The following is a 20,538-nucleotide window of genomic DNA, read 5'->3' as shown; positions in this document are numbered from 1 at the left end:
CGTCAGTCGAACATTGATAGAAAGATGGGTTTCGGCGTCGATTGTGCGGCGAAGGTGCCTGGGAGAATTGTGCTGAGCAGAAGCGGTAGAAGCATGCGGCTAAGACGCCCCAAGCGACCGGTAGCTGTATGTCGGAATCGGATTAGGCTGGCGAGTTGACGCCTGGTACGGCTTTGGAATGGGAACCAGTTGATCTCGCGAGTGCGTCGATGGCTGGCGAGCAGAAGAGTCCTTACACACGAGAAGGCACGTAAGCCTTCGGGGCCGTGATAGCGCCCGTGTCCGCTATCGCGGTTCCCGCCAAATCCGGCATAGGGATTTGCAGCAATCCGAATGACGTCGTTGACACTGCAGCTCCCAGCAGAAAGCCGCGAGGCTATGCGCCGAGCGCGCTTCTGGTTGGCGGTCCAGATGCTGCTGCTGAGAGCGAAGCGGCTTGCATTCGCAAGTGAAAGCGCTTCCGCCTCATCGTGGAAACAACCTACACACAGCACGGGACCGAAGGACTCTTCGGTAAGGAGACGAGCGTCAGAGGGAACGTCAGTAAGAAGCGTCGGCTCATGTCCGATCGCGGCGCGATCTGGTGGCCAGTGCAGGGTGGCTCCACGGGCGAGTGCGTCTTCAATCTGCTCGCGAAGATCTGATTGGGCATTCTGCGATAACGGACTGAGGTCTGCATCTGCATCCGTGTCGACGCGAAGCTTCGCGACGCGCTGCTTGAGACGAAGAAGGAATTCGCCATAGATGGAAGCTTCGATATAGGTACGCTTCACGGCGACGCACACGCGTCCGCTATTGGAGAAGGCGCCATAGACGATGCCTTCAACTGTCCGATCCATATTGCAGTCCGCAAAAACGAGGCCAGCGTCTTTGCCGCCCAATTCAAGAATTGTAGGGATGAGGAGCTTTGCCGCGTGTTGTGAGATCTGCTTCCCATGACGACTGCTGCCGGTGAAAAAGATGAAGTCTGGCCGAGCATTGATGAGTGCTGTCGATTGTTCCGGATCATCACACAAGACCTGGACGGTATCGACCGGAAGATTCGCTCTTGCGCAGAGCCGCGCTATGAGAGCAGCGGTTTGGGGTATAAGCTCGGAGCACTTGAGCACTACCGCGTTGCCAGCGGCGAGAGCAGTGATGAGGGGAACTACCGATAGTTGGAAAGGATAATTCGATGGGCCGAAGATCAGGGCTACGCCGTGTGGCTCGAAGTAGCTTTCGAAGCGCGCACCGCGGAAGAGAAAGAACGGCTTGCTGACTCGATGCGGACGCAAGACGCGCGCGGCATAGGATTCACAGTAGCGCAGATGTTCGAGTGTAACAAGCACATCTCCCGAAAGAGCATCCAGCAGCGGCTTAGAGGTCTCACGCGCGATCGTATCTGCGATGAGTTCGCAATGAACGGCAATCTCGCGGCGCAAGTCGCCCAGGACGGCAGCCCGGCGAGAGACGTGGAGCCCCGCCCATGCAGTTTGTGCGGCGCGCGCGCGCGCAAGAATTTGGAGTGGGGTAGCTTCAGTCATACGAGAGCCGGCTCCAGCGGTTTTACTGTGGGATACGGGACCGCATATTGCTGGCAGATAAGGTTGGCGGAGATACGTGCTGACTCAAAGATGGTGGGCAATCCGCTTCCGGGATGTGTGCCGCCGCCTACTAGATAACAATGGGAAAACTCTTCAAACCTGTTGTGAGGGCGCAGATAGAGCATCTGGTCCCAGCTATGCGACATGTTGAAGGTGGCGCCCAAAAAGACGGAGTGCTGTTTCTCCCAATCCTCAGGCGTAATAATCAGTTCACGTTGGATATGCGGCGTGACATCACCATAAGGAGTACGTTCACGCAGAATGCGTAGTATGTAGTCACGACATTGGTGCTTGTATTCACCCCAATTGATGCCACTGGTGTTGTTGGATACCGGAGCCAAAATGTATAGCGCAGAGTGACCGGCGGGTGCACTGGACGGGTCTGTTTTACCCGAGTTCCGGACGTAAAGCGACATGTCTTCCGAGGTTGCGCGGCCCTGCGTGATGTCTTCAATGTTCCTCTTGTAATTGTTAGCGAAAACGATCGTGTGGTGCTCGACATCGTACTCGCGATCGAGGCCGAGGTACATCATGAACGTTGAGCACGAGAACTTCCGCTTGCGAAGATTAGTCGGATTATGGCGACGAAGGTCCTTCTCATCGAAGAGCATGCTCATGGCGTGCCCGAAGTCCGCATTGATTACGACATCATCGCAGAAGATCTTTTCGCCACTCGCAAGCTGGACCCCGCAGGCGCGGCGGCCCTCGTGAAGGATGCGAGCAACCGGCGTGGAGGTGTGGATCTCAGCACCTTCTTCGCGAGCGATTTCGGCAAAGGCGTGGCTGATCCGGCAGAGCCCACCCATCACGTGATACACGCCATGAGCGTGCTCTGTGTAGGGAATCATAGTGAATAGACCGGGGCAATCCCATGGCGACATCCCAAGATATTTCGATTGGAACGTAAACGCTAAGCGGAGCTCTTCCGAGCGGAAATAATCGGCGAGCACGTTATGCAACGAACGTCCTGCGGCGATATGGGGCGCGGCCGCGAAGAGCGTTGGACTGATGAGACTGGCGAGCGTTCCGTAGGGTTGCTGCAGGCAAGGATAGAGCTTTTCAAAGCGACGACTCTCGCGCTTGCAGAAGCGGTCAAAGCCAGCGCTCTCTCCGGGGAAATGCTTCTCAATCTCCGCCTTCATCGCATCAGGATTAGAGCGCGCCAGCATCGTCTTATCCGGAAAATTCAACGAATACATCGGATCGAGCCGGTGGAACTTCAGGTAGTCGCTCGAGCGGCGCCCTCCTTCAATAAAGAGCTCATCGAGTAGGAATTTCATCATTAGGAACGTCGGCCCAAGATCAAAGCTATATTCACCAAGGCGGAGCTCTGCATTTCGGCCTCCGATGACATCCTGCTTTTCGAATACTTGGACCCGGAAGCCGCGCTTCGCAAGAAGCATCGCAGTGGCGAGTCCGCCAGGTCCGGCGCCTACGATTGCAATGTGTTTCGTTCTACCGTTGAAATTGAAGCTCATACCTCAACCTTAGGAGTTTCAGGTGAGGTGAAGACCAGTATTGAAGCCTCCCAGTGCAATCATTTGCTTCACAAGCAAAGAAGTGAGCTTCGTTTGATTTTCCGTAAAACGTGGCAATTCGGTGAGTGGAGCACACCGTCTATGCTGCGGGGGTGTGCCTTTCTACATGGAAGATGCCGTCGTGATCACGATCGCGGTGCAGGGCCTTTTGACCAGACTGAGATAGGTATGTTTCTGCAGTGAATCGAAGTAGACCGAATCTCCGGCAGAGAGCTGGAAGGTATCGACGCCGATCGTCATCTCGAGTTTCCCCTCTATGAGGTACAACAACTCCACGCCCGGATGAAAATGCGGCGTAGGTTTCCCCTCGGGGAGGGGATGAAAATGCGCCAGGTAGCCATTCAGCTTCCGCTCATTAGCACGGAAGTCGAGGCTTTCGAAAGACCACGAGATAGAGGTTGCTTTCGGATCGGATGGAAAAACCTTGCGTTCATCCCGCCGTGAGATCGCCACGACGTGACGCTTCCGTGGATCAGAAAAAAAATAGTCGAGACCAACCCCGAAGACCAATGCAATGCGCGTTAGCGTCGGCAAAGTTGGTATCAGGCGGCCATTCTCAAGGCGCGACAGCATAGCTGGGGAGAATCCAGTGTGCTCGGCGAGCTGCGTAAGGCCCATACTGCGACGCAGACGGAGTGTGCGAAGCTTATCGGCAATTGCATACGGCCGGATCGATTCGGCCACTACGGCAGAGTCGGTAGCCTTTGAAGTATGTTTCTTCGGTTTCAGCGGGCGAGATGTTTGTTTCATACGCCACCGAGAGATTGAGTTGTAAAGCGCATTTTACTGGGAATTAATTTTATTTGCAGCATAGTCAACGATGTAGCGGTAACGATTATTGAAGACGAACTAACATGCACAATCAGTTGGTAGAGAAGAGCGTTTCTTCGTCGCCCATTACGTGCCCTGAGTGACAAATCGCCAATGCACTCATTGAGCACCGGAGACGTTTCTACGTTGCTTTAGCGGTTCATTCCTAAATCGAAAAAATCCATTTTCGCGTTAGAACACGTACGCGGTACGCGTGCCATCTAATACCCCCCGATTGGACAGCAGCGAACAGCCTACTCCCCTCCAAACTTGCCGGACATAAAGTATGACGGGAGGAACAAACCAGAGAGAAACCCTGTGGCAAAAAAGTATGCTAGTACACCTGCTGCAATCAGTTTCCCTTGACTGCGGTCGGAAGCGAACGCGGGGCCCAGTGAATTACAGACTCCCGTCAACCACGGAACTATGCCTTGTGCTTTTGCGAGTGCGAACCCCGTTAGAACTTTCCCCAGCGTCGACGCCGATTCGGCCAATAGATTCTTGTTCTGGATGGGAGCTTGCACGGCACCGGACTTCGTAGGATCATTCTAAATTGACATTTGCTGGGCAACTCCAGATGGATATCCGAACAAAAGTCCGAAAAAACCGCCTGTCAAGAGACTTGCGCCCGCAATAAAGAACGGAGTTCCCCAGCTTCGTATGGGCATGCGATCATCTCCGATCGCAAAATGATGGAGCGACCGCTCGGTCTGCGCCCCATACCGGCAACAGTCAGATCGAGCGTCGCCCGCCAGGCACCCGCCCTTCGCATGAGCGACACATCGACACATCCATACATCCGTGGCAAATGAGTAGCAGAATTTGGATGTTGCGAGCGACGTGCGCCGTCTCAAATCAGGGGCGGAACCTGGGGCGAGATTGGAATTTCCAGCACCGTAGGTTTCGACTTTGTCCAAGCCTCTGTTGCAGCTTTTTTAATGGCGTCAAGATTGTCGAGCCGTGCAGCATCGCAGCCGTAGCCCTTTGCGAGGGAAACAATGTCAATACCGGGGAGGTCGAAACCAGGGACCCCCGGTGCGTCTTCTAATACCGCAAACGATTTGAGAATGCAGTATTCCTCATTGTTCAAAACGACAATCGGAATGGGCAGATTCAGCTGCGCGGCCGTCCAAATGGATTGAACCGGATATTGGAACGAGCCGTCGCCGACGACCATAATCACGGGGCGGTTGCGCCCTGTATCACGCTCGGCCAGCGCGATGCCCACAGACGCTGGGAGATTCCAGCCGAGTCCTCCACTCGCGAAGGTGTAGAAGGTGTCGGGCTCGGTGATCGGCCATTCTGCGTGGAGATCGGCAAGGTTCGACGGGCTCTCCTCAACCAAAACAGTATTGGCCGGCCGGACTTCGTTCAGCGCATGGAACACTTGCGCAGCGGTCAGGCGGCCGTCATTCGATACCTTCGTTGCACCGGATGCGTGGGGGCGGTGCGATGCGCGACCGTTTCCCGTTCCCTGAAGGTCTTCCGTTTGTAATCTCCGAGCAACTCTTTGAGCGCGATCAGAGACAGGGCCGGATCCCCGAGCAAGCTATCACCAACCGGGGCTCTTGCAGTCTCTGCAGCATCATCGGAGATATGCAGCAGCCGCAGTCCCGTTGGTAAGTACGCGCCGGGTACGTAAGGATAGTAGCGGAAAACGGGAGCGCCGATTACCAATGCTACGTCGTGGCCTTCGAGTTTCTTGCTGAGCGGTCCGATGGCGAATGGTAATCCGCCGGAGTAGAGCGGATGTTTTTCCGGAAAGGGCGCGCGCTCGGAAGCGGGCGCAGCCCAGACAGGCGCGCCGATCGCCTCGGCAAAGGCGACCGCCTCACTCCAGCCGTTCCCTCGCGCGATGGCTGCGCCATAGATAAGCACGGGCGACGACGCTTCCGACAAGGCTTTCGCAAACTCGCCCAAACGGGCGTGATCGGGCGCAAAACGTTGACTCACCGCCCTCACCACCGCCGGCCCGTCGCACGGCTTTTCCCAATCATCGAGCGGGAGCGAAAGAAACACGGGGCCTGAAGGCGGCTGAAGGGCCGTGGCAATCGCACGCATGAATGCGGCGGGTATATCTTCTGCTCGCACGGGCTCATAGGCCCATTTCACCCAGGGGACGCGGGAGCATCGTGGCTTCGACGTTGGTGAGCCAAGGTTCCATCAACAGCATCTCGCGTGTTTGCTGGGCGGCAGTAACGATAAGTGGCGTCTTGTTCTGAAACGCCGTGAGGAGGTTCCCCATCGCATTCCCCAATCCCGCTCCGGTGTGGATGTTCACCAAAGCTGGCCGGCGCCTGGCCTGAGCAAAGCCGTCGGCCATCCCGATAACGGACGCCTCATGGAGGCCGAGCACATACCGGAAGTCTGAGGGGAAATTTTTGAGGAAGGTCTCCTCCGTCGAGCCGACATTGCCGAAAATCGTCGTCAGGCCGAACTCGCGAAGCAATTGATACGTAACGTCTCGGACAGTCTTCATGGTTTGTTCCTCTCAACTTTGATCGTGAATTTAGGTGGGAGTAACTTCAGGAGTTCTGGATCCAAACAGTCTGCGCATTCACGAAGGCATGTGGACCAAAGCTCGAGAGTTCGCGGCCGTAACCGCTCTTCTTTACGCCGCCGACCGGCACACGAGGATCTGATGCACTCACACCATTGATGAACACGCCTCCCGTATACATCTCGCGAGCCATCCTGCGGGCGAGCTCGACATTGCGTGTCCAGATATTGCCGCTCAAGCCGAACTCGCTTGCGTTTGCTGCTTTGACTGCCGCACCGGCATCCGGCGCTCGCATGATGGCCGCGACAGGGCCAAATGTTTCCTCGTCAAAGGCGCGCATTCCAGGCTTCACCTGACTGAGCACAGTGGGTGTGTAAAAAGCCCCCTTGCCCGGAACAGGTTTCCCGCCGCACAGCAGAACCGCACCCGCCGAAACGCTATCTTGCACTTGCTTGTGCAGCGTATCGCGCAAGTCGGTGCGCGCCACGGGCCCCATCTGCGTGGCCTCATTCGTTGGGTCACCAACCTTTATCGTTTGCGCTGCTTCGACGAATTGCTCCTCGAAAGCATCAGCGATATTCTCCGTCAAGATGAAGCGCTTTGCCGCCAGGCAGATTTGGCCGGCGTTGGTAAAGCGACCTTTGAATTCCCGCCGCAACAGCTCTCGGAATGTCGGCGTCATCAAGCACAATGAAGGCGTCCGAACCGCCGAGTTCCATCACTGTTTTCTTGATGACTTTACCGGCTTCAGAAGCGACAGCGGAGCCAGCCCTGACGCTTCCAGTTAGTGAAGCACCCTGAACGCGACCGTCATTGATAACGTTGACTATGTCCTCCCTTTTGAGGATCAAATTCTGGAGTACTCCTTCCGGATATCCGGCTTCGAGCATTACGCGTTCCAGTTCGAGTGAACTCCGCTGGGTGTTCCGTGAGTGTTTGACGAGAATCACGTTACCGGCTAACAGAGTCGGAATGCCCATCCGCGTCGTCTGCCACAGCGGGAATTCCACGGCATAATGCCCAGGATGAGGCCAAGCGGATGAAAGGAGACATAAGCTTCGACCCCGCCTGTTGGAGCAGGAGTGTTCGCCAATATCTGAGGACCGTGCTCGGCATACCAGTCCGCTTCCCAAGCGCACTTTTCGACTTCGGCTTCGGCCTCGGATAGAATCTTCCCCATCTCCCTGGTAACGACGTCGGCGAGTTGAGCTTTGTTCCTCCGCAGCACAGTCGCAAGATTGGACAACAGCTTTGCTCTCTCGAATATCGGGAGGCGGCTGTACGACCTGAAGGCCTTATCACCTCGAGCTATGACGGCTTCCGTCTCTTGTGAAGTAAAGTAAGCAAACTCTTCCATCTGCTCGTCGGTTGTCGGGTTAATAGTGACGAAGTGAGACAAACTCATTTGCCCTCCAAATCGAGCGCTAGGCACATCCCCTCGCGATAGGCTATTGGTTTCCTTCCGAACGCCTTCCTCTTTCAACCTAGTGATTGCATCCATCGCTTCTCCTCTTTGTCCCTTCGTTACGCCGGTCGATCAGTGTGGTGCGCGCCGAGGCGTTGCGGAGGGCCCTGGCCGCGGCCAGTCCCCCGAAACCGCCACCGACGATGATCACGTGCGGGCGGGGCGACATTGGACAATGCCGTCGTTGGTCTTGTTTTTCATCGCGATACCTGGAGCTGTTCTGTCTCCAGGCTGGCGACAGGGGGATATTGAGGAGCCCACTGGCTCCTCTGTACGCGCTCGCGCAGCTCTTCCGGCGTGGTCTTTGGTGCAACGCCCCCCTGCTGTGCAGCCAGGCCAATGGCGAAGGCCATCTCGGCCGTCACTCTTCTGACGTCATTCAGGACAGGCAGTAGCGGGGCGGAAGGATTGTGCAGGGCCGGAGAATTCTCAGCCAGCGCATGTGCAGCGGCCAGCAACATGCGATCCGTAACGCGGAGCGCGCGCGAGGCGACGACGCCGAGCCCAACCGCGGGGAAGATATAAACGTTGTTGCATTGCGAGATCGCAATCTCCGCGTTGCCGTACTTGACCGGAGCGAAGGGAGAACCGGTTGCGACCAGCGCCTTTCCATTCGTCCACTGGATGAGATCTTCCGCTGCGGCTTCCGCATGGCTTGTGGGATTGGACAACGGGAAGATGATCGGGCGACCCACTTTGCGGGCCATCTCGCGGACGATCGGCTCAGTGAATGCGCCAAACACGGTAGAGAGCCCCACCAGCACAGTGGCATCGATCTGCCCAATCACATCTGCCAAGCCGATATTTCCGTTGAAGGTCTTCGGCCAGCCCGCAACCGACTCCGCGTCCTGGGCGTAGACTGCCTGTTCCGGGCTCAGGTCGGTCCGCTTGCTGTGCAACAGACGTCTTTATCGACGATCCAGAATTGCCGGCGTGCCTGCTCATCGGAGATGCCTGCCTCGATGGCCGCCCCCCGCAGATAATCGGCCACGCCGATACTCGCAGAACCCGCGCCTAGGAAGACAAACTTCTGGTCTTTCAGGTTTCCGCCCGAAACGCGCAGCGCACTTAATATCGCGCCCAGCGCAACGGATGCGGTCCCCTGAATATCGTCGTTGAAGGTGAGCAAGTCGTTGCTGTAGCGCTCGAGAATGGGCCGGGCATGTGGGGTCGCAAAATCCTCCCACTGCAGGCACGTCCGCGGCAACTCCTGCTTGACGGCCTCGACAAACTGCTCGATGAAGTCATCGTATTCTTTGCCGGTGACGCGCTCGTGCCGCCAGCCCAGGTATTCGGGATCGTTCAGCAACTCCTTATTGTTAGTTCCCACATCTAGAACGATCGGCAGCGTGCGCGCAGGATGGATTCCGCCGAGCAGCGTATAGAGTGATAATTTGCCGATCGGAATTCCCAGACCGCCGACGCCCTGATCTCCGATTCCCAGGATGCGCTCTCCATCCGTCACGACGATCACGTCGACATCCTTGTTGGCACGGCTGCGCAGAATCGCCGGAATCTGATGACGCAGGGGATACGAGATGAACAGGCCGCGAGGCCGACGGTAAATCTTGCTGAAGAGTTGGCATCCCTGAGCTACCGTAGGCGTATACACGAGCGGCAGCATCTCTGTGATGTGATCGAGAAGTAACCTGTAATACAGCACCTCGTTCGTGTCCTGAAGCTGGCGCAGATAGATGTGCTTCTCAAGGTCATCCGACTTGCGGATGAATGCCTCGTACGCCCGCCCAACCTGCTCATCGAGAGTCTCGATACGAGGCGGCAGAAGTCCATGCAGATGCAGACTGGTTCGTTCCTCGTAACTGAATGCAGTTCCCTTGTTGAGAGTCGGCGTAGCAATCAGCGCGATACCCCAAGTTCCCTTCGTGAGATTGACTTCCTTGCTTGACATGAGTTTTGATCCTTCCTCTCGATCCATCGTTAGTTGAGCGATCCGGGATGCATGATTTCCATCAGCTTGTGGTTGTCGCGGTAATCGACAGGAACACCGATCACCACCGGCCCCTGCATCTCCAGTGCCTTCTTGATCGAGGGTGTGATCTCTTCCGGGGTTTGAATCATCATGCCGTGCGCGCCGCATGCTCTTGCGATCCCGGCAACATCGATCGGGCCAAACTCCACAGCGGCTTCGCGTCCGTACTTCGCCACCTGCTGGAACCGGACCATGTCATAGGCGCCATCCATCCACACCAGATGAACGAGGTTGCAGTTGAGCCTGACCGCAGTTTCCAGTTCCATCGACGAGAACATGAATCCGCCGTCGCCGGAAATCGAGATCACCTTCTCGCTCGGTCGCACCAGCGACGCCGCAATCGCCCAAGGCAGGCCTACGCCCATCGTCTGTTGTCCATTAGTGATCAGCACCTGCCGCGAACGGAAGCTGTACAGATAGCGGGCGAGCCAGATGTGGAATGAGCCCATATCCAGGCAGACGGTCATGTCGTCGCTCATCAGCCCCTGCAATTCATGCACGAACCGCATGGGGTGAATCGGCGTGCCGTTCATCAGCCGGGCGCGCCCAGCGAATATGCCCCGCTCCATCGCGATTTCGCTCAGGATCTCGAGATTGCCGCCCTGCACGATCGGGTTCACCCGCTCGGTGAGGCGCACAAGGGTGGCCGGGACATTTCCGATCAACTCCACTTCCGGTTTGTAGTGCTTGTCCGCATCAGGACGGACCACGTCGATGTGGATGATGCGGCCGCTCCTTTCCTTGTTCCACAGAACCGCGTCGTATTCGATCGGATCGTAGCCCACCGTAATCACCAGGTCCGCAACATGGAGGAGCCTATCTCCGGGCTGATTGTGAAAGAGGCCGACGCGTCCGCCGAATTGCGAGAAGAGATCCTGCGAGACGACGCCTGCGGCCTGATACGTATTCACGACAGGCAGGCCTGTCTTCTTGAGGAAGACCCGGACTGCATCGGCTGTTTCCACCTGACTGGCCAGCATCCCGAGCAGCACAACCGGGTTCTTCGCCCTGTTGATAGCCGCTGCGGCCAAATCGATATAGAGCGCATCGGCGGCTCCCAGCTGGTCCGGCATCACCGGCGTGAGCACGTCTCCGCTTGCGCTGGCCGCCATGATGTCCATTGGCAGGCTGATGAAAGAAGCTCCAGGGCGGCCTGATTCCGCGGCGCGAAACGCCTCCGCCACCACTTCGGAGATGGCATCACCCGAGTTCACTTCGGCGCTGTACTTGGTGACGGGCTTCATGATCGATACCGTGTCCATGGCCTGGTGAACGCGTTTCAGGCGATTGGCCACCGTGGTTGCGCCGCCCAGCGCTACAACCGGATCACCCTCAGAGGTCGCGGTTGCCAGTCCTGTCACAAGGTTCGAGCAGCCAGGCCCGGAAGTGCCGATGCAGACACCCGCCCTCCCCGTCATGCGTCCGATTCCGGCAGCAATGAAGGCCGCGTTCTGCTCATGCCGGCATAAGACGGTCTTGATCTTCGAGTCCACTAGCGTGTCGAATACCCTATCGATCTTCGCGCCCGGGATGCCGAAGATGTACTCGACTCCTTGTGCTTCGAGATTCTTCACCAGCAGTTCCGATCCGGATTGAGTCGCTGCCGCCTGTTCGTTCTGTGGGGTCTTGCTTAATACGTTGCTCATGATTACTTCACCTTTTCCGGATGGTAGCTCTCAGCCTTTTCCAAGTCCTCGGACGGGTCCCGTGTCAGATCGGCGACGAGAAACGAACTTGTCTCGGGCAGCACCAGGTTGAACTGGGTGCCACGCTGGAGCCGCAGTGTCAGCTCCGCGCCACGGCATTCAAGCAGGTGCCCGCCACCCTTGCAGTCCTCACTCAGAAAGTGCAGGTGATATCCCGGAATGCTGAGTGCCTTGCTGTACTGCGGAGACCAGAAGCCCACCAACGTGCCGTACACATTGCGGTATTCGAAGTCAGGCTGAACTGTGGCCGCGTCAATCAATCTCGTGCCGGGCTTCATGCGGCACAAAGCACGGGTGCGCACGTAATCGAAATATCCGTCGACCCGAAGCGAGAAAAACATGTTCTCAGTTGGCCTGAGCCGATCGAATGCCTCGCTCAGCCTGGCGAAATCTGGACATTGCTTGAGAAGAACCTCTACATCAGGCTGAAATCGAGCGACGGTTGCATAGGGTGTCAGAACATCATCAGCAACCTCGCTCACTGACCCATCGCTGCGCACCTGAAATACGCGACCGTCCACGACCACCATCTCACCGTCCAGGTGTTCAAAGGTGCCGATCCCGAGGTCGCCATACTTGCGCAGCGTGCCAACTTCCAAAGCGCCATCGCAGACGCCCTCAACCAGAGCGCCCGATGTCGATACCTGATAAAGTCTGTCTCTGTTGTTATGGAAGTACTCCGATAGCGCGCTGATAACAATTGCGTCGGGGCTATCGCCTCTCTCGCTGCCGTGAAGCTCCAGAACGCTCCAAAGCTCAGGGGGGAGATTGATATTCAGTTGCGGCATCTCGGATTTTCTCCCTTCAATTTCTCGCCTTACAGAGCAATAGACTCATCGGAGCGAGCACCATGCGGGGTCGTCTTTGCCACCGAGGGGGGGACTTCTTGCGCAATTCTGAAGATTTCCGGAAAAAAAAAGACGGTCCGATGAACCGGACGTCTGGGAGGAGGATTGGCAGGCTATTCAATGCGTCATGATGATGGCGGCTGCGATCGTAACGACTGAAAAGAGGGTGCTCGCCACAATAGTGGCCGTCGCCTCCGTGACGTACTTCTGATAGCGCAGCGCAATGATCGAAGACGTTGTGGCCGCAGGAATTGCGCCCGTCAGGATGAGTTCGCGGGAGTGCGAAATGGCCGCAATCCCGAAAAAAGGAATGACTGCGGCAAACAGGACGGGCTGGGCAATATTCTTGAGCACAGTATTTGTAACCAGTTCCCGGGAAAACGTGAGCTTTGCACCATACAGCATGATTCCAACCACGAATAGGCCCGTCCCGGCAGAGGCATTGCCGACCAGATTTACTGCCTGCAAAACGCCCGCTGGCAAGTGAATGTTGCACAGTTTGAGGGCGCCGCCCAATAAGGGCAGCCACACGATTGGCTCCTTTGCGGAGTGGACAATGCTCTTTTGCAGAAGTTCGAAGGGGCGGGCACTTGTTCCAGCATTCGATCTCAGGCCGACTTCAACCAGGATCAGCGTGACAGGTATCAGTACGAAACTGGAGATCAGGTTTCCGACGATGATCGGAATGAGTCCGCGCGGCCCTTCCAGACTGGTAAGGATCGGCACTCCGGAGAACGCCATGCTCGGAAACGCGCAGAGCAGGCCCTGCAGCGCGCTGGTCGATAGGTCGTTTCGGAAGAGAGACCGCCCTACCAGAACCGCGATGATGTATGTTCCAAGGAATCCCGCCAGCATGCATAGCATGTAGCCAACCGTCGGCATTTGCGAAACGGACATATTGAGGATTGCCGCCAGAAGTGCACAGGGCAGCGCAAATCGCATCACAAACCCGCCGAATGCCTGTGCCTGATCGCGCTTCACATACCCGGCTCGCGCAGCCACCCACCCCAAGGCGGCAGCGAAAATAGCCGGAAAGAGTGCACGAAATAATGTATTGACCATCGGAAAACCTGCGTCCTTTCTCATTGGATCGCTTGGCTGAGATACCAGCTAGGTCGTCCACCTAGATTGGACGGCTCTTCTATTACGCGTTACGGGGGCATTGTTGCGCTGGAGCGGGGGTAATCGTGCTCAATTGCCGAAGACAGAGGTGAGTCTTAAACTCGCAGCCACTACGAAAGCGGATTTCGTCGGCAAGCAGAGGACGAGAGGATACAACTAGAAGGTATATGTAGGCAGGATTAACTGTGCGCTGCACGGAATGCATTGGGTGCAACGCCGACTTCGCGTCGAAACAGGGTTCGGAAATGCTTCGGGTCCGCATATCCCACGCGCACTCCAATTTCAAAGATGCTCATTTGCGAATTGCGCAGCATCTCCTTAGCCCGATCGATCCTGCGCTGAATGACGTACTGATGAGGGGTGACTCCGATCGAAGTCTTGAAAAGACGCGCGAAGTAGTAGGGGCTCATCGCTGCTGTGGAGGCGAGATCGGAAAGATGTATGTCCTGGTGAAGGTGAGCCTCAATGTAGTCAAAGACCTTCCTGATGCGCGATGTAGGGATTCGTCCGCCACCTCGATATACATATGGGCGCACGACTGAGTATTGCTTGGCCAGAAGCATGGCAACGGCATTACCCACCTGCTCTCCGAACAGCCGTCCTGCAGGAGCTCCTTGCTGCAATTCGTCATGGAGCACTTTGAGCAGATACTCAAGACGCGGATCTTTGAAGGACCAGTGTTCTGCGATCTCGACTTTCGCCCCTGGGAATTTCCCCTCTGTCAGGTGTTCAAGATGTCTTTCGTCGAGTTCGAAGAGAATACGGTTGTAGGCTCCGTTCCAGGTGGAGCCGTTGCAACTAGCGGCGCCGTGCAGCGTCAGGGTGCCGGCGTCCACAACAGCATTGTGCCCTCCGAATGCTGATTTCCACTCGAGGCGCAGACTCGCGTTGAGCTGCATGCTGAGGAGGATTGAAGAGTGGCTATGCTTCGGGACCTCGAAGCCGTCTGATACGTGGCGCTCCAGCAGGAAGCCTTCCCACTGCTGGGATGCACTGGAGAGTAGCGGCAGATGCGGAACGAGCGCGAAGTGGCGGCCGCCGCCGTCTACACTGATGCGCCGTGACGGGACGACTTCTTCCGTATCCTCCGTGTTTCTCACATCCGATGCCATAAGTTAATTTTAGATGACGTGGGGGTGGGCAGCGAGCTTTGTGCCAAAATGTCCACTCACGGCCGCGCCCCAGGCCAAGCCTGAAGAGCTAGCTCGCCGATCTTGAGAAGATGCGACCTTGAGGCGCCTGATCGTGCCTGCAAAGACATTCCCATAAGAGTGGTCATGAGAAACGACGCGAGTAGATTTACATCGACGAATGGTGGAAGGTCCTTCTCTCGCTTGGCTCTTGCAAGCCGCTTGCGAAATCCATCCAGCGACTCGGCTCGTCGCCGGCTTACCTCGACCTGCAGTTCTTCGAGTCCTTGCGAGAATGTCGGCAAGGAGAGCGTGAGCATACAACCGCGAGGCTGATCGCCGCGAGTGAGTTCTCGAGCGGCAGTTTCGAATAACCTTCGAAACGAATCCAGAGCTGATCCTCCAACCTCGAGTGTCGTCTTGGTATAGCCACCCCTGCCCGAACGATAGAGATCGAGCGCCTCCAGGAAGAGTTGCCTCTTGTCTCCGAACGTAGAGTAGAGGCTCGATGTGCTAATCCTCATCGCTTTCGCAAGATCGTCGATTCCGGTCTGCTCGAACCCGTGCTCCCAGAAGAGCAGCATAGCCGTCTCAAGTGCGCCATCTCTCTCAAACTTTCTTGGCCGCCCACCGTATCCCACAGTCACCTCCTAGAAGTATTGAAGCACACGTTCCATATCGTCTGGTCCGGCGGCCCGCATCTGCTAAGCTAGGGTTAGTTTTGCAGTGGTCGTTGCAAAACAAATCCCTTTGCGCGATGGAGAAGGCCGTAATGGAACAAAACGCTCGAATCATTCCCACGATCCACCAAGTCCGGACCGGTCCTCGGGGCAACGCACCCGTGGTTCTGATTCATCCACTCGGCCTCGATCTGACTTTCTGGGATCGACAGATCGATTACTTGTGCGACGAGTTTGACCTGGTCTCCTTCGATCTACCGGGAAACGGTCTCAGTTCCGGAGAGGCAGGAGACTGGGAGCTCGAGAGAGTCACGGAAGTTCTCGCTCAGGTAGTCCGAGACCTGGGAACTGCCGACGCGCACCTCGTAGGCATCTCCATCGGGAGCATGATCGCTCAGTCGTTTGCCTTAAGGATGCCCCACGCGACGCGTTCTCTAACCCTGATTGGATCGGCCGCCAGCTTTTCGGTACAGTCCCGCCGTTACCTGAGCGACATCGCCGAGCTTGCATCCTCCGAGGGAATGAGGGCCATCGTGGACGGCTCGATGCCTTATTGGTTTTCAGAGGCTACCCGGGCGCGACGTCCCGACATCCTGGATCGGGCCGCGAAGACGCTCTTGCAGAATGCGCCCCAAATTCACGCGGCTATGTGGCGGATGGTAGCAGCCTTCGATCTGGAGTCCGAGTTGCATAGAATCACGTGTCCCACATTGGTCCTTGTCGGTGACCAGGACGTGAGTACACCTCCCGAATCATCTGCCCGGATCGCCAAACTTATCCCCGGTGCTGAGTTCCACATATTGCCAGGAGGTGCACATATGCTTCCGATAGAGAGTCCCGACTTGGTCAATCAATGCCTTGCCGGCTTTCTTCGAAAGACGAACGCATCTTAAACACCAGAAACAGAAATTTCCTGCACCACAATCGCCGTAGCTGCTGACGGCTTGCTCTTCTCTCAATTGAGAAGGGCTTCAACTTGTGCTTCTATTCCTATAGCGCAGGCCATCGACAAGCAAGTCGACCATCTTTCGCGCGTAAGCAGGTTCCTTTTGGTGTGAAACCCGGCAGAGATTTGCGACCGCGTGTAGGAGCTCCTCTGCATCGATGCCGGAGCGTACCGCCCCTACCGCGATGGCCCGATCCAGCAACATGTTCAATGCCGGAACAAGCTTCGAATTGAAGTGGCCAGGCAAGGCACTGTAGGCCGGGTCGCCGGATTGGAGTGCAGCGGCAAGACCTCGCTTTGTCGCAATGAAGTCCACGTAGCGCTGGATCCAGTGCGCCAAGGCATCGCCAGGCTCATACTTACTGGCGAGCTCCGGCGCCGCATTCGCGCAGGCATTCACCTGCTCCTCGAAGACCGCCTTGATGAGATCGGATCGCTGCGGGAAGTGGCGATAGACCGTTCCAAGCCCAACGTTCGCACTCTCCGCAATTTCACGAACCGGCGCGTCTACTCCAGATTTGCGAAAGACCTCCATCGCTGCGTGAAGCAGCGACTGCATTTTGCGTTGCCCATCGGCGCGCATCGCACGAGGTTTGGCAGCGGGTGTCTCCTTCTCCCCGCGCAGTTTGTCCTTACTTTTCATGAGCACCACTTGTAAGCGGAACACGGTTCCGGTTGTGATGTGGAACATCGTTCCGGCTTCTCCAGCATATCAGCGAGCCGGGCAAACTCGGATCTAAATAACAGCAATGGAGAGTGGCATGTCAGATAAAGTTTGGTTCATCACGGGCGCTTCGCGTGGCTTCGGACGCGTATGGGCGGAAGCAGCACTTAAGCGCGGCGACAAGGTTGCAGCCACAGCTCGTGCGATGGAAAGCATCGCCGATCTTGGCGAGAAGTACGGCTCAAATGTTCTAACGATTGAACTCGACGTAACCCGCGCCGAACAGGCAAAGGCTGCCATCCTGCAGGCCCATGGTCACTTCGGACGTCTCGGCGTTGTCGTCAACAACGCGGGCTATCCTCTCATCGGCACGATTGAGGAAGCGAGCGCAGACGACGTGCGCGCACTCTATGAAACCAACATCTTCGGCACTCTAGCGGTAATTCAGGCGGCTCTTCCATTGCTTCGTACCCAGGGCAGTGGTCACATCCTCGGGGTCTCGAGCACACTTGGCCACGTGACGATGCCGCTGATCGGGTACTACTGTTCTTCAAGTGGGCGTTTGAGGCAATTCACGAAAGCTTAGCCATGGAAGTAGCACCTTTTGGGATCAACGTGACGCTCGTAGAGCCAGGCGCCTACGCGACGGAGTTTGGAGGACCGTCATCGGCTAAGTTCGCCGAGGGGCTTGACGTGTATGCGGACCTGAAAGCACAGGTCTTCGACGGTATGAAGACCATGCAACGAGGGAACCCTAACGCCACTGTCGATGCCATGCTGAAGCTGGTTGACGCAGAGAACCCGCCTCTACGTTTGTTCCTCGGTAGCCACAACCTGCCTTCTGTGAGAGCAGCCTATGACGCCCGGTTGGCGACATGGGAACCATGGCAGGCCGTGGCCGAATCAGCCCAAGGCTGAAAAGATGATCGACCGTGAGAACGTCACGGCAATGCGCTGACCCCCTTCTGCTCTTGCCGTTCCACCTGGAGTGGCAAGAGCGCAAGGCAAATCTCGGAATCGATCGTCACGTTCCAGTCGTTACGATCATAAGGAGCGATATGAAACCACCCACGCGGAGAATGGAGGAAACGTTCAGCCCCCATGTAGCGAGCACCATCCCGAGAACACCGGGTCCAGTTCGCCCGTACCAAAAACTTACTGCGAGCGCAGCCAGAAAGATCGAAGCGAGCGGATCACGCACGCCGAAATGCTGCAGGAGGGACGCAACCGCGGAGGCTCCAGCGACCGATACGATTGCTATCCCATAGCGCGTGACGCCTGAGAATAGTCGAAGGCTGTTTGACAGAGCGACAATTCGCGACATAAGAATACCCCTTCTAAGGCAACAACCTCCCTGCTGGTCCGTCACGGTTGTATGCGCGGGGTGGGAAACTAATGGCTGAATTGGCCAGAGGCCGACCGGCGACAATTGGCGCGATCAGTAAGCGCAGCAACAGATCTCTAGCGCAACACAGAAGCGATCATTTGCTCGCTTGCTTCCAGGAGCCTAGAATTGGAGTAGAACCCCCTTCGTAACAGGCAGATTGCACCATTCACTATGGCAGCTCCGATCATCTGTTCACCCTCGACTCCCGCGAACACCGATGGCCCCAAGATGATCTATGTTTGTTGACCTAAAGGAACGCGCTCTGCAATGCCACGAAATGTGCCCCCGTTTCCTCTAGTCACGTACAAGATCATTTTGTCTCCTTCGATATGTCCGGACATCAGCACCGCTCTTGAAAACAGGCCTCGTGGTCCGGTTGCCGACAGTTTGATAGCGTCCCCGACGCGGTAACCATCACTAATAGTCATTGTCTTTCCGGTGGAAGGTGTGAGTGTGCCTCTCACCAAGGATCCCTTCCCCGTTAGGTCAAGCGTTGAGATATCCTCCTTGCCCTTTTCCGTTTGGGTCTTAAGGTTCCATTTGCCCGTCAAATCAGCATGCATCATCATTTGCCTCTGAACAGTTACCGAGCCTTCCGGCAACAACACTGCAAGCCCGGGCAGCGCGACACTCTTCGGAGCACCGAGCAGCGCCGTAACTTGATTCTCGGTGAACGCTCTGTTCAGCTCCGTCAGGAAAAGTTATCGACATGTAAAGATTTGTAAGCACAACGGTGGGCAGCACTGCTTTGGCGAGACCGCCTGCTCCGACGATAGTTGGTTGACATTCCCGCCGCCGCCAACGAGGGAACGATCCGAAAGCCGGGGTCGCCCATCCCCAGATGATATGGATCTCGCGTAGGTGTTGGAATCACCACCGTTTGTGACCCTCATGACGAATCACCTCAGCCTTCTCCATCTTGATTCCAACACCTCCATACCCCACCTGATGATGACCGAGAGCGCGATTCGCCCCACATCCTCCACTTCGCTTCACAGCGTTGGGGTGAAGACAGCAATCCTGGGGCGTGCAAACAGACTTGCGTAACCTACATACACTCTGTGCGAGACAGGATCTACCGCCAAGGTATGAGCCCCATAGTGGGTATGGATCTCGTCCACGACACGATAGGAGTCAGGACCGTCTTGCTCGATCACCGTCAATTGTCCGGCTTTCCCGGCAGAGTAAATTCGGTGAAGAGCTTGATCGAGCGCGACAGAATCGGGGCCGCCACCGATCTTCAGCGATGTGATGACCCGATGCGTATCGAGGTCCAACACGACCAGCATGGCATTTCCGGAGCAAACCGCAAACAGCCTTCGTTGCTCGGAATCAATGGCCATGCCCGTCGGTCCTTCGCAAGGAGCAAGTGGCCATTGTCCTACTACCGATCGTTTGCCAAGATCGATTGCAGCTACCGAGCTAATGTCTTCAAGATTCTGATAGAGCAATCCAGTCTTCAAATCCAAAGCTGGGAATTCGGGCTTTCCCGCAAGAGATATCGTTCCGACAGTCGCACGTTTATCAGGATCGATCAGAGTTGCTAGCTTCGCGTCTCCGTGCGCAACATAGATGAGGTTGGTTGGCGCGTCGTAGAGAATGGCGTCCGCATCCTCCGCGACTGGTATGCGTCCAAGTTGCTGAAGAGATTTTGGATCGAAGACATCCACCGTGTTCTCTTCACTTCGTGTGACGAAGGCAGCGTTCGGTTCGGGCAGCAGCGCGACGCCGTGGGTACCACCGCCCCCAGGCATCTCCGATACTGTACCGGTCGCCGGATGACTCGGATCTAAATCGACCTTGAACACGGCTCCCGAAGACTCACCTGCAACGAACAAAGTGCGATCGCGTAGTGTCAGGTAATCGAGAATGTTGAGCCTTCCACCGCGCGGAAGCTCAATATATCCTTCAAATTTCATGAACCTGGAGTGACTGGGCGACCCTGGGTAGACAAGATAGGCCAGTGCTACTCCTGAACATACGACGACTGCGATTGCAAGCGCGGCAGTAATTCTAAGTCCTCTTTTTACGATTAGGTTCACTTGCCCCTCCTAAGTTGTCGGACCAACGCTGCCAGAATTCAGCAAGCACTGTTGTGAAGTTTTAAAACTATTTTGCGTATTCAAGAGTCGCTTCCAACGAGCATCCATGAATCGGTTCATGCGAATT

The 20,538-nt window shown here is 56.4% G+C and carries 21 protein-coding genes and 1 pseudogene; 3 read left to right on the top strand and 19 right to left on the bottom strand.

From position 1 onward, the window contains the following. Nucleotides 1-2: 2 nt before the first annotated feature. The 16 genes and pseudogenes from JAO29_RS19815 to JAO29_RS19740 all read right to left on the bottom strand — a co-directional run bounded on the left by JAO29_RS19815 (nt 3) and on the right by JAO29_RS19740 (nt 15,333). Complete coding sequence (locus JAO29_RS19815; protein ID WP_334270004.1) at nt 3-1,523, bottom strand: aldehyde dehydrogenase family protein; 1,521 nt, start codon at nt 1,521-1,523, stop codon at nt 3-5. Further along, nucleotides 1,520-3,061 (bottom strand): phytoene desaturase family protein, encoded by a 1,542-nt coding sequence (locus JAO29_RS19810; RefSeq protein WP_334270003.1) that lies wholly within the window; start codon nt 3,059-3,061, stop codon nt 1,520-1,522. The genes JAO29_RS19815 and JAO29_RS19810 overlap by 4 nt, the downstream gene beginning before the upstream one ends. 162 nt (nt 3,062-3,223) lie before the next feature. After that, nucleotides 3,224-3,871, bottom strand: coding sequence for a helix-turn-helix domain-containing protein (locus tag JAO29_RS19805; protein WP_334270002.1), 648 nt, complete (start codon nt 3,869-3,871; stop codon nt 3,224-3,226). A 910-nt stretch (nt 3,872-4,781) separates the two neighbouring features. Next, on the bottom strand, nt 4,782-5,318 hold the full coding sequence (locus tag JAO29_RS19800) for a thiamine pyrophosphate-dependent enzyme (protein WP_334270001.1): 537 nt from the start codon (nt 5,316-5,318) through the stop codon (nt 4,782-4,784). Nucleotides 5,319-5,329: 11 nt separating this feature from the next. Then, on the bottom strand, nt 5,330-5,992 hold the full coding sequence (locus JAO29_RS19795; protein WP_334270000.1) for a hypothetical protein: 663 nt from the start codon (nt 5,990-5,992) through the stop codon (nt 5,330-5,332). Nucleotides 5,993-6,026: 34 nt separating this feature from the next. After that, on the bottom strand, nt 6,027-6,410 hold the full coding sequence (locus JAO29_RS19790; RefSeq protein WP_334269999.1) for a thiamine pyrophosphate-binding protein: 384 nt from the start codon (nt 6,408-6,410) through the stop codon (nt 6,027-6,029). 46 nt (nt 6,411-6,456) lie between these two features. Next, nucleotides 6,457-7,113: an aldehyde dehydrogenase family protein gene (locus JAO29_RS19785; RefSeq protein ID WP_334270024.1), complete on the bottom strand. Its 657-nt coding sequence runs from the start codon at nt 7,111-7,113 to the stop codon at nt 6,457-6,459. Then, nucleotides 7,001-7,788 (bottom strand): annotated as a pseudogene (locus JAO29_RS23655) (aldehyde dehydrogenase family protein). The gene JAO29_RS19785 and the pseudogene JAO29_RS23655 overlap by 113 nt, the downstream one beginning before the upstream one ends. 127 nt (nt 7,789-7,915) lie before the next feature. Continuing rightward, nucleotides 7,916-8,065 (bottom strand): FAD-dependent oxidoreductase, encoded by a 150-nt coding sequence (locus tag JAO29_RS19775; protein ID WP_334269997.1) that lies wholly within the window; start codon nt 8,063-8,065, stop codon nt 7,916-7,918. A gap of 28 nt (nt 8,066-8,093) precedes the next feature. After that, nucleotides 8,094-8,795: a malic enzyme-like NAD(P)-binding protein gene (locus JAO29_RS19770; RefSeq protein ID WP_334269996.1), complete on the bottom strand. Its 702-nt coding sequence runs from the start codon at nt 8,793-8,795 to the stop codon at nt 8,094-8,096. Beyond that, a complete protein-coding gene (maeA, locus tag JAO29_RS19765; protein ID WP_334269995.1) occupies nt 8,771-9,805 on the bottom strand; it encodes an oxaloacetate-decarboxylating malate dehydrogenase in 1,035 nt (344 codons plus the stop codon). The genes JAO29_RS19770 and maeA overlap by 25 nt, the downstream gene beginning before the upstream one ends. Nucleotides 9,806-9,834: 29 nt before the next feature. After that, nucleotides 9,835-11,532 carry an acetolactate synthase AlsS gene (alsS, locus tag JAO29_RS19760; protein WP_334269994.1) on the bottom strand — a complete coding sequence of 566 codons (1,698 nt, stop codon included), beginning with the start codon at nt 11,530-11,532 and terminating at the stop codon, nt 9,835-9,837. Nucleotides 11,533-11,534: 2 nt separating this feature from the next. Then, on the bottom strand, nt 11,535-12,380 hold the full coding sequence (gene budA, locus JAO29_RS19755; RefSeq protein ID WP_334269993.1) for an acetolactate decarboxylase: 846 nt from the start codon (nt 12,378-12,380) through the stop codon (nt 11,535-11,537). Nucleotides 12,381-12,557: 177 nt separating this feature from the next. Next, nucleotides 12,558-13,502 (bottom strand): AEC family transporter, encoded by a 945-nt coding sequence (locus tag JAO29_RS19750; RefSeq protein ID WP_334269992.1) that lies wholly within the window; start codon nt 13,500-13,502, stop codon nt 12,558-12,560. A 239-nt stretch (nt 13,503-13,741) separates the two neighbouring features. After that, on the bottom strand, nt 13,742-14,674 hold the full coding sequence (locus tag JAO29_RS19745; protein WP_334269991.1) for an AraC family transcriptional regulator: 933 nt from the start codon (nt 14,672-14,674) through the stop codon (nt 13,742-13,744). A gap of 56 nt (nt 14,675-14,730) precedes the next feature. After that, nucleotides 14,731-15,333: a TetR/AcrR family transcriptional regulator gene (locus JAO29_RS19740; protein WP_334269990.1), complete on the bottom strand. Its 603-nt coding sequence runs from the start codon at nt 15,331-15,333 to the stop codon at nt 14,731-14,733. 131 nt (nt 15,334-15,464) lie between these two features. Between JAO29_RS19740 and JAO29_RS19735 the strand changes: the two genes are divergently transcribed. After that, a complete protein-coding gene (locus tag JAO29_RS19735; RefSeq protein WP_334269989.1) occupies nt 15,465-16,265 on the top strand; it encodes an alpha/beta fold hydrolase in 801 nt (266 codons plus the stop codon). Between the two features lie 78 nt (nt 16,266-16,343). Here the strand turns inward: JAO29_RS19735 and JAO29_RS19730 are convergent, their stop codons facing one another. Next, nucleotides 16,344-17,009, bottom strand: coding sequence for a TetR/AcrR family transcriptional regulator (locus tag JAO29_RS19730; protein ID WP_334269988.1), 666 nt, complete (start codon nt 17,007-17,009; stop codon nt 16,344-16,346). Between the two features lie 70 nt (nt 17,010-17,079). On the opposite strand from JAO29_RS19730, the gene JAO29_RS19725 reads away from it, so the two are divergent. Further along, entirely contained in the window at nt 17,080-17,568 is a 489-nt protein-coding gene (locus JAO29_RS19725; protein WP_334269987.1) for an SDR family NAD(P)-dependent oxidoreductase, read from the top strand. 2 nt (nt 17,569-17,570) lie between these two features. Then, on the top strand, nt 17,571-17,900 hold the full coding sequence (locus tag JAO29_RS19720; RefSeq protein WP_334269986.1) for a hypothetical protein: 330 nt from the start codon (nt 17,571-17,573) through the stop codon (nt 17,898-17,900). Nucleotides 17,901-18,006: 106 nt separating this feature from the next. Here JAO29_RS19720 and JAO29_RS19715 read toward each other — a convergent pair whose 3' ends face one another. Further along, nucleotides 18,007-18,306 carry a hypothetical protein gene (locus JAO29_RS19715; protein WP_334269985.1) on the bottom strand — a complete coding sequence of 100 codons (300 nt, stop codon included), beginning with the start codon at nt 18,304-18,306 and terminating at the stop codon, nt 18,007-18,009. A gap of 1,055 nt (nt 18,307-19,361) precedes the next feature. Further along, nucleotides 19,362-20,288 (bottom strand): YncE family protein, encoded by a 927-nt coding sequence (locus JAO29_RS19710; RefSeq protein ID WP_334269984.1) that lies wholly within the window; start codon nt 20,286-20,288, stop codon nt 19,362-19,364. Nucleotides 20,289-20,538 lie beyond the last annotated feature (250 nt).

The sequence above is a fragment of the Edaphobacter sp. HDX4 genome (genome assembly GCF_036877565.1).
Classification (GTDB): domain Bacteria; phylum Acidobacteriota; class Terriglobia; order Terriglobales; family Acidobacteriaceae; genus Edaphobacter.
Note: the sequence above shows the minus strand (reverse complement) of the source record. Positions and strands in the feature narration are given on the sequence as shown.

Bases quoted from the DNA above. Each gene is read 5' to 3' on its own strand.
- JAO29_RS19815 (WP_334270004.1), bottom strand. From the start codon at position 1,523: ATGACTGAAGCTACCCCACTCCAAATTCTTGCGCGCGCGCGCGCCGCA.
- JAO29_RS19810 (WP_334270003.1), bottom strand. From the start codon at position 3,061: ATGAGCTTCAATTTCAACGGTAGAACGAAACACATTGCAATCGTAGGC.
- JAO29_RS19805 (WP_334270002.1), bottom strand. From the start codon at position 3,871: ATGAAACAAACATCTCGCCCGCTGAAACCGAAGAAACATACTTCAAAG.
- JAO29_RS19795 (WP_334270000.1), bottom strand. From the start codon at position 5,992: ATGCGTGCGATTGCCACGGCCCTTCAGCCGCCTTCAGGCCCCGTGTTT.
- JAO29_RS19790 (WP_334269999.1), bottom strand. From the start codon at position 6,410: ATGAAGACTGTCCGAGACGTTACGTATCAATTGCTTCGCGAGTTCGGC.
- JAO29_RS19785 (WP_334270024.1), bottom strand. From the start codon at position 7,113: ATGACGCCGACATTCCGAGAGCTGTTGCGGCGGGAATTCAAAGGTCGC.
- JAO29_RS19775 (WP_334269997.1), bottom strand. From the start codon at position 8,065: ATGTCGCCCCGCCCGCACGTGATCATCGTCGGTGGCGGTTTCGGGGGA.
- maeA (WP_334269995.1), bottom strand. From the start codon at position 9,805: ATGTCAAGCAAGGAAGTCAATCTCACGAAGGGAACTTGGGGTATCGCG.
- alsS (WP_334269994.1), bottom strand. From the start codon at position 11,532: ATGAGCAACGTATTAAGCAAGACCCCACAGAACGAACAGGCGGCAGCG.
- budA (WP_334269993.1), bottom strand. From the start codon at position 12,380: ATGCCGCAACTGAATATCAATCTCCCCCCTGAGCTTTGGAGCGTTCTG.
- JAO29_RS19750 (WP_334269992.1), bottom strand. From the start codon at position 13,502: ATGGTCAATACATTATTTCGTGCACTCTTTCCGGCTATTTTCGCTGCC.
- JAO29_RS19745 (WP_334269991.1), bottom strand. From the start codon at position 14,674: ATGGCATCGGATGTGAGAAACACGGAGGATACGGAAGAAGTCGTCCCG.
- JAO29_RS19735 (WP_334269989.1), top strand. From the start codon at position 15,465: ATGGAACAAAACGCTCGAATCATTCCCACGATCCACCAAGTCCGGACC.
- JAO29_RS19730 (WP_334269988.1), bottom strand. From the start codon at position 17,009: ATGTTCCACATCACAACCGGAACCGTGTTCCGCTTACAAGTGGTGCTC.
- JAO29_RS19725 (WP_334269987.1), top strand. From the start codon at position 17,080: ATGTCAGATAAAGTTTGGTTCATCACGGGCGCTTCGCGTGGCTTCGGA.
- JAO29_RS19720 (WP_334269986.1), top strand. From the start codon at position 17,571: ATGGAAGTAGCACCTTTTGGGATCAACGTGACGCTCGTAGAGCCAGGC.
- JAO29_RS19715 (WP_334269985.1), bottom strand. From the start codon at position 18,306: ATGTCGCGAATTGTCGCTCTGTCAAACAGCCTTCGACTATTCTCAGGC.
- JAO29_RS19710 (WP_334269984.1), bottom strand. From the start codon at position 20,288: ATGAAATTTGAAGGATATATTGAGCTTCCGCGCGGTGGAAGGCTCAAC.